Below are 7710 nucleotides of genomic sequence, written 5' to 3'. Positions count from 1 at the left end.
GGATCGACGAGCTGAACGTGTACCCGGTTCCGGATGGGGATACGGGGACGAACCTGTACCTGACCTGGGAGGCGGCGTGTGAGGCGCTGCCCGAGGGGGAGCTGACGTTTGCGGAGGCTGTGCAGGCGTTCGGGCGCGGGGCGTTGCTGGGGGCTCGCGGTAACTCGGGTGTGATCACGTCGCAGCTTGTCCGGGCCTGCGGGATGCGGCTGGCCGAGAATCTGCCGCCTGAGCGCGACACGGACGGCGTACTGGCTGATCCGCGGATGAGTGAGGCGGCCGCCCTTGCCGATGCGCTCACGTACGCCGCTGATGCCGCGTACGGCGCGGTCGCGGAACCGGTCGAGGGGACCATGCTCACCGTGGCCCGCGCGGCGGCCAACGGGGCGATGAGTGCGGCGAACGACGGGAAGGGCCTGGCCGACGTGTGTCTGGCCGCGGTCGCGTCCGCGCGGCTGGCGCTCACCAGGACGACCGAGCAGCTCGACGTGCTCCGGCGGGCGGGGGTGGTCGATGCCGGAGGAGCGGGGCTGGTCGTGATCCTCGGGGCGATGGAGTCCGTGCTCACCGGGCGGACCGTGACGATCGACGTACCGGCCCGGGTCGAACCGCAGGAGGTTGCGGGCGACCTCAACCCCGAAGGGCCGGCGTACGAGGTGATGTACCTGCTGGACGCCGCTGACGAGGCTGTCGCGGACTTCCGGCGTGAGCTGGCAGCCCTGGGTGACTCGGTCGTCGTGGTCGGCGGAGACGGCCTCTGGAACGTCCACGTCCATGCCGACGACGTCGGTGCCGCGATCGAAAGAGGGATCGCGATCGGCCGGCCGCACCGGATCCGCGTCACACACTTCGCCGACCAGCCGCACCACGAGCCGCCGCCGGGCCGGGCTGTGATCGCGGTCGCCGCTGGTGATGGGTTGGCCGCGCTGTTCGCCGAGTCCGGCGCGAAGGTTGTGGTCGGCGGACCCGGCCGGCGGTGCTCGACCGGCGAACTGCTGACCGCGATCGAGAAGTCGCAGGCAGCCGAGATCGTCCTGCTGCCGAACGACAAGGACTCCATCGCGGTCGCCGAGGCCGCTGCGACGGCGGCTCGGCAGGATGGAATCCGGGTCGCCGTGATTCCGACCCGGGCTCAGGTCCAGGGGCTGGCGGCGATCGCCGTACACGATGCTGCGGCCAGCTTCGACGACGACGTGGTGCATCAATCCGCGGCTGCTGGGCAGACCCGGCACGGCGCCGTCACGATCGCAGTGAAGGACGCTTACACGATGGCCGGCCGATGCCGGGTGGGCGACGCATTGGGCGTTGTCGACGGTGATTTCGCCCTCATCACCGAAGACCTGACCGAGGCCGCGATCGGCGTCGTCGATCGGCTGCTGGGCGGTGGCGGCGAGCTGCTGACCATCGTCACCGGACGCGACGCGGACCCGGAATTGGCCGCCGCGATCGAGCGGCACGTGCGTCGGCATCGCAAAGATGTCGATGTCGTGGTGTACGACGGAGGGCAAGACAGGTACCCGTTGTTGATCGGGGTCGAATGAAGACTGATATGGACCGCAAGCTCCGAGACTTCGTCGGAGCCAAGACGGCCAAGACTTTCGCGGACGTGCTCGACATCGAGACGGTCGGCGAACTGCTGCGCCACTATCCGCGGCGGTACCTGAGGAAGGGCGAACTGACGCCCTTCGACGAGCTCGAGGTCGGTGACCAGGCAACGGTCAACGGCCGGGTCAAGAAGGTCACCGTCCGCTCGCTCGACACCAAGGCCGAGATCCCGCTCGTCGAGGTCTCGAAGTGGAGCCGGCGCAAGACGCTGACCAAGGTCGTGGTCACCGACGGCAAACACGATCTGGAGCTGGCGTTCTTCAACCAGCCCTGGCTCGCCACCAAGCTGACGCCCGGTACGGCGGCGCTGTTCTGGGGCGAGGTGACGATGTTCCGCGACATCATGCAGCTCAAGGGCCCGGGCACCGAGATCCTCGACGACGAGGACCTCACCGAGGCCGAGATCGAACGCCGGGCCCGGCCGTTCCGCCCGCTCTACCCGGCGACCGCGAAGTTGCCCACCGCAACGATCGAGCGCAGTATCAAGATCGTTCTGGACAACCTCGGCGAGGATCTCGAGGACCCGGTGCCGGAGCTGATCCGGCGCAAGGAGAAGCTGCTCGGCCTGGTCGAGGCGTTGCAGAAGGTGCATCTGCCGGACACCGAGAAGGACATCAGCGACGCCCAGAACCGGTTCCGGTTCGAGGAGGCGCTGGTGATGCAGACGATCCTCGCGCAGCGCCGCGCAGTCACCGACGCGCTGAAGGCGGTCGCCCGGCCGCGGACGGCCGGTGGCTTGCTGGACGAATTCGACAAGCGGCTGCCGTTCTCGCTTACCGACGGTCAGGCCGAGGTGGGCGAGGAGATCTTCGCCGACCTGGAGCGGCCGCATCCGATGCACCGGTTGCTGCAGGGCGAGGTCGGTTCCGGCAAGACCGTGGTGGCGCTGCGGGCGATGCTGTCGGTGGTCGACAACGGCGGTCAGGCCGTGTTGCTGGCGCCGACCGAGGTGCTCGCCACCCAGCACCACAAGACGCTGACCAGGATGCTCGGTGACCTGGCTGAGCAGGGCATGCTCGGCGGTGCGGACCACGCCACCAAGGTCGGGCTGCTGACCGGTTCACTGAACGCGGCAGCCCGCCGTACGGCGATGTTGGACGCTGCGAGTGGGGCCGCCGGGATCGTGGTCGGGACGCACGCGTTGCTCGAGGACAAGGTGCAGTTCGCCGATCTCGGGCTTGTCGTGGTTGACGAGCAGCACCGGTTCGGGGTCGAGCAGCGGGCCGCGCTGAGCGCGAAATCGGGTGACAACACGCCGCACGTGCTGGTGATGACGGCGACCCCGATCCCGCGGACGGTCGCGATGACCGTGTTCGGCGACCTCTCGGTGTCGACGCTGACCGAGCTGCCGGCCGGGCGTTCGCCGATCCAGTCCTCCGTCGTACCGGCCAAGCAGAGGCCGGACTGGCTGGAGCGGGCCTGGGCGCGGGTCCGCGAGGAGGTCGGCAAGGGCCATCAGGCGTACGTCGTCTGCCCGCGGATCGGTGACGACGTGAAGAACGCGGCCGACGAGGAAGGCGACCTGGCGGACGGGGACGAGGCGCTGGACGAGCGAAGCGAGAAGACGCTGGCAAGGCCACCGATCTCGGTGGTGCAGGTGTCCGAGGCGCTCGGCGAGATCCTGCACGACCTGCGGGTGGAGATCCTGCACGGCCGGTTGCCGGCCGACGAGAAGGACGCGGTGATGACCCGGTTCGCAGCCGGCGAGGTCGACGTACTGATCGCGACCACGGTGATCGAGGTCGGCGTCGACGTACCGAATGCCTCGACGATGGTGATCATGGACGCCGACCGGTTCGGCATCTCGCAGTTGCACCAGCTGCGCGGCCGGGTCGGCCGGGGCAAGGTGCCCGGGTTGTGCCTGCTGGTTACTGACCTGTGGGAGAGCTCGAGGTCGTACCAGCGGTTGTCCGCGGTGGCGTCGACGACGGACGGGTTCGAGTTGTCCCGGATCGATCTGGAGACCCGCCGCGAGGGCGACGTACTGGGCGTTGCGCAGTCCGGCAAGCGGAGCAGCCTGAAGCTGTTGAGCGTGCTGCGGGACGAGGAGCTCATCTTCACCGCCCGCCACGTGGCCCAGTCCCTGGTCTCGGTCGACCCCGAGCTGGCCGACTACCCAGCCCTACGGTCCTTCGTGCAGAGCGCGCTGGAGTCCGAATCAACCGAGTACCTGGAGAAAACATGACGCGGGTGATCGGGGGAGTAGCGGGCGGCAGGCGGATCGCCGTACCGGCGGGGGACGGGACGCGGCCGACGACGGATCGGACCCGGGAGGCGTTGTTCTCGTCGCTGGAGGCGGAGTTCAGTAGCTTCGACGGAGTCAACGTGCTCGACCTGTACGCCGGTTCCGGGGCGATCGGGTTGGAGGCGCTGTCGCGCGGTGCGGCCAAGGTCGTGCTGGTCGAGTCGGACCGGAAGGCGGCCGAGGTGATTACGGCGAACATCAAGGTCGTCGGGCTGCCCGGGGTCACGGTGCTGACGCGGCCGGTGGAGAAGCTCGCCGCGGGGGAGCCCCTGGCCGAATTCGACCTGCTGTACGCCGATCCGCCGTACAAGCTGGACACAGTCGAGCTGCAGGACGTGCTGGTCGCCCTGGCCGCGAGCGGCTGGCTCGCGCCGGACGCCTTCGTGGTGGTCGAGCGCGGGAAGCGGGAGCCGTGGGAGTGGCCGGAGGGGTTCGCCGCGCTGCGCGACCGCAAGTACGGCGAAGCGCGTCTTTGGTACGGTCACCGGCATGGCTAAGGCTGTGTTCCCGGGCACGTTCGACCCGCCCACGATCGGCCACCTGGATGTGATCACCCGCGCGGCCGGTGCCTTCGAGGAGCTGATCGTCGCGGCCGGGGTGAACCAGTCCAAGAAGCGGCTGTTCAGCGACGCCGAGCGGGTCGAGATGCTGACCGAGCTCGCCGAGCCGTTCCCGAACGTCCGGATCGCCCCCTTCGACGGTCTGCTCGTCGACTTCTGCACCGAGCAGGGCGCGAGTGTGATCGTGAAGGGCCTGCGGACCGCGGCCGACTACGACTACGAGCTCCAGATGGCCCATCTGAACCGCCGGATGACCGGGGTCGACACGGTCTTCCTGCCGAGCGCGCCAGAGCATGGGTTCATCTCCTCGAGCTGGGTCAAGGAGATCGCGAAGCTCGGCGGTGACGTATCCTCGTTCCTGACGCCGGGTGTTCACGCACGGTTACTGGCAAAACACCGATAGGCCCCGAATTGGGTGTCGGGCCGGGTAGTTGATAATGTGGTCTACCGGTCTCGCTGAGACCGAGATTTATGCCTGCCCACGCCTGAAAGGGATGTCCTGAGCGTCTTGGATCCGCGGTCCCCACTCGTGATCGACACGCACGAGCTGTCACGCCGCGCCGGGTCCCAGCGCGAAGTCTCCTTCACGGCCGCAGCACCGGCAGATCTCGGTATCGACGTGATCGGCGTCCCCGAGGGCGACCAGATCCAGTTCGATCTCCGGCTGGAATCGGTTGTCGAAGGGGTTCTCGTCACCGGATCGGCCACCGGCCGGCTGGTCGGGGAGTGCGCGCGGTGCCTGGTCGATATCGAGGACGAGTTCCTCGCTGACGTCCAGGAGCTGTACGTCTACCCGGAGAGCGAGGCCGAGCCGGACGAGGCCAGCCGGATGGAGGGCGATCTGATCGACCTCGAGCCGGCGCTGCGGGACCAGGTGGTGCTTGCGCTGCCGTTCCAGCCGCTGTGCACGGACGACTGTCCGGGACTGTGCCCCGAGTGTGGGGTGCGCCTGGTGGAGGAGCCCGGTCACAAGCACGAGGACGGGAGCGACCCACGGTGGGCCGCCCTGGGCGGACTGCTCCAGAACGACCAGCAAGACAACTGAACATCGAACACACGCACACCAGCCGGCCGGGTCAACCAGCCCCCGGCCGAACCGAGGAGTCATAACCGTGGCCGTTCCGAAGCGGAAGATGTCGCGCAGCAACACCCGCAACCGCCGGGCTCAGTGGAAGACCACTGCGCCGGCGCTGGTGACCTGCGTGAACCCCGCCTGCCGCGCCAAGCACCTGCAGCACACCGTTTGCCCCACCTGCGGCCAGTACGGCGCGAAGGGCGAGCGTCGCCAGGTCGTCGAGAGCTAAACGGCACCTATCAGTGAATTCATCAGTCGACGCCGGGCCTGACCCGGCGCATGGGGGGCTCTACGCCGAGCTGAACGAACGGCTCGGCGTAGCGCTGGCTGACAATTTGCTGGAGCACGCCTTCACCCACCGCTCGTTCGCGTACGAGAACGGTGGGTTGCCGACCAACGAGCGGCTGGAGTTCCTGGGGGACTCGGTGCTCGGAGTCATCGTCACGGAGTCGCTGTTCCGCAACCATCCGGACCTTTCCGAGGGACGGCTGGCGAAGCTGCGCGCCGCCGTGGTCAACATGCGTGCCCTCGCGGGGGTCGCGCGTGAACTCAAACTGGGCAAGTACTTGCGGCTCGGCCGCGGGGAGGAAGCCACCGGCGGCCGGGACAAGTCGTCGATCCTGGCCGACTGCGTCGAGGCGCTGATCGGTGCCGTCTACCTGGATCGCGGGTTCGAGACCGCGGGCCTGGTCGTGCACAGGCTGTTCGACGACCTGATGGAGTCCTCGGCCCGGCTCGGTGCCGGCCTGGACTGGAAGACGTCGCTGCAGGAGCTGGTCGCCCAGCTCGGCGTCGGCGTCCCGGAGTACGTGATTGCCGAGTCCGGTCCCGACCACGCCAAGACGTTCGAGGCGCGGGTCCGGATCGGGGCCGACACCTACGGTCACGGCATCGGCCGGAGCAAGAAGGAAGCCGAGCAGCAGGCCGCCGAGACCGCCTGGAAGGCCCTGCGCGCAGCGCATCCCGACAGCACGGACCCCTCTCAGCAGCCGTAGTATCTGCGAGTGCCCGAGCTTCCTGAGGTAGAGGTGGTCCGTCGCGGTCTGGCGGACTTCACCACCGGCCGGACGATCGACGCGGTCGACGTCCTGCACCCCCGTCCGGTACGGCGTCATCTCGCCGGGCCGGACGATTTCGTCGCCCGGCTCAAGGGGCAGGTGTTCGCGGAGCCGGCCCGGCGCGGGAAGTACCTCTGGCTGCCGCTCACCTCGGGTGACGCGGTCCTCACCCACCTCGGAATGAGCGGCCAGTTCAAGGTCCAGCCGGTCGGCGCGCCGGACGAAGCCCATCTGCGGGTCCGGATCCGCTTCGCCGACGACGGTGGAGAGGTCCGGTTTGTGGACCAGCGGATGTTCGGTGGTCTGTCCTATTCCGAGGGCGGTGCCGAGCTGCCCGCCGAGATCGCCCACATCGCCCGGGACCCGTTCGATCCTCTGTTCGACGCGGAGGCCGCAGCGGCCGCGCTCCGGCGCCGCAAGACCGGTCTGAAGCGGGCGCTGCTGGACCAGACCGTCGTCAGCGGGATCGGCAACATCTATGCCGACGAAGCGTTGTGGCGCGCGAAGCTGCACTACGCGCGGGCGACCGATTCGCTGAAACCCTTGCAGGCAAGGGAAATTCTCCGGCACGCCCACGAGGTGATGGCCGAGGCACTGGACGTCGGCGGCACCAGCTTCGATGCCCTGTATGTCAACGTGAACGGGGAATCGGGCTATTTCGAACGCGGTCTGAACGTCTACGGTCAGGAGGGTTCACCGTGCCCCCGGGACGGCCGTCCGATCCGCCGCGAGCCGTTCATGAACCGTTCGTCGTTCCGCTGTCCGAGATGCCAGCCGGTTCCGCGGCTCGTCCGCTGGTGAGCGAGGTATTGTTAATAAGTGTGGCCCAGGTTGACCGCCCGCCGTACGGGTGTCACTCTGAAAGACGGTACACATTTTCAGCGCTCCCCATCGCGATCTGAGCAGGGGTGCGCACCCGGCCAGAACCCTTCCGGAGGACAGCACAATGGCCAAGGCTCTTTTAGGGCACCTTGGAGGCACTGACCCGCGCATGCTTGAGCAGGTTCGTCTGCTCAACCGGCGTGTCGCCGATCTGGAGGCGCACGTGATGCGCCTGCAGGCAGAGAACGACCATCTCGTCGCACAGGTCCACGAGGGCCGGCTGCTGACAGTCGACGAGGCTCTGCGCACTCCTGCCACGGTCTGACGACCCTGGTCGCGACCCAC

The 7710-nt window shown here is 68.2% G+C and carries 9 protein-coding genes; all 9 read left to right on the top strand.

Annotated elements, in window-relative coordinates; genetic code table 11:
- A partial coding sequence (locus E1261_RS19740) for a DAK2 domain-containing protein (RefSeq protein WP_132408478.1) occupies positions 1 to 1541 on the top strand: 1541 nt, incomplete at its 5' end.
- Positions 1538 to 3790: an ATP-dependent DNA helicase RecG gene (recG, locus tag E1261_RS19735; RefSeq protein WP_132408476.1), complete on the top strand. Its 2253-nt coding sequence runs from the start codon at positions 1538 to 1540 to the stop codon at positions 3788 to 3790. The genes E1261_RS19740 and recG, both read left to right, overlap by 4 nt.
- Entirely contained in the window at positions 3787 to 4347 is a 561-nt protein-coding gene (gene rsmD / locus E1261_RS19730) for a 16S rRNA (guanine(966)-N(2))-methyltransferase RsmD (RefSeq protein ID WP_132408474.1), read from the top strand. Before recG ends, rsmD begins: the two co-directional genes overlap by 4 nt.
- Positions 4340 to 4813, top strand: coding sequence for a pantetheine-phosphate adenylyltransferase (coaD, locus tag E1261_RS19725; RefSeq protein WP_132408472.1), 474 nt, complete (start codon positions 4340 to 4342; stop codon positions 4811 to 4813). Before rsmD ends, coaD begins: the two co-directional genes overlap by 8 nt.
- 126 nt (positions 4814 to 4939) lie before the next feature.
- A complete protein-coding gene (locus tag E1261_RS19720; protein ID WP_238176312.1) occupies positions 4940 to 5455 on the top strand; it encodes a YceD family protein in 516 nt (171 codons plus the stop codon).
- A 67-nt stretch (positions 5456 to 5522) separates the two neighbouring features.
- Positions 5523 to 5714, top strand: coding sequence for a 50S ribosomal protein L32 (gene rpmF, locus E1261_RS19715; RefSeq protein WP_132408468.1), 192 nt, complete (start codon positions 5523 to 5525; stop codon positions 5712 to 5714).
- Between the two features lie 13 nt (positions 5715 to 5727).
- Positions 5728 to 6480, top strand: a complete 753-nt coding sequence (gene rnc / locus E1261_RS19710; protein ID WP_238176311.1) for a ribonuclease III — start codon at positions 5728 to 5730, stop codon at positions 6478 to 6480.
- A gap of 9 nt (positions 6481 to 6489) precedes the next feature.
- A complete protein-coding gene (mutM, locus tag E1261_RS19705; RefSeq protein ID WP_132408466.1) occupies positions 6490 to 7344 on the top strand; it encodes a bifunctional DNA-formamidopyrimidine glycosylase/DNA-(apurinic or apyrimidinic site) lyase in 855 nt (284 codons plus the stop codon).
- Positions 7345 to 7534: 190 nt separating this feature from the next.
- Positions 7535 to 7690 (top strand): hypothetical protein, encoded by a 156-nt coding sequence (locus E1261_RS19700; RefSeq protein ID WP_238176310.1) that lies wholly within the window; start codon positions 7535 to 7537, stop codon positions 7688 to 7690.
- The last annotated feature ends 20 nt before the right edge of the window (positions 7691 to 7710 follow it).

Origin of the sequence: Kribbella albertanoniae (assembly GCF_004348455.1) — a bacterium.
Lineage (GTDB): Bacteria > Actinomycetota > Actinomycetes > Propionibacteriales > Kribbellaceae > Kribbella > Kribbella albertanoniae.
This window is presented reverse-complemented; position numbering and strand designations above follow the sequence as displayed.

Coding starts and splice junctions, on each gene's coding strand:
- recG (WP_132408476.1), top strand. CDS start 1,538: ATGAAGACTGATATGGACCGCAAGCTCCGAGACTTCGTCGGAGCCAAG.
- rsmD (WP_132408474.1), top strand. CDS start 3,787: ATGACGCGGGTGATCGGGGGAGTAGCGGGCGGCAGGCGGATCGCCGTA.
- coaD (WP_132408472.1), top strand. CDS start 4,340: ATGGCTAAGGCTGTGTTCCCGGGCACGTTCGACCCGCCCACGATCGGC.
- E1261_RS19700 (WP_238176310.1), top strand. CDS start 7,535: ATGCTTGAGCAGGTTCGTCTGCTCAACCGGCGTGTCGCCGATCTGGAG.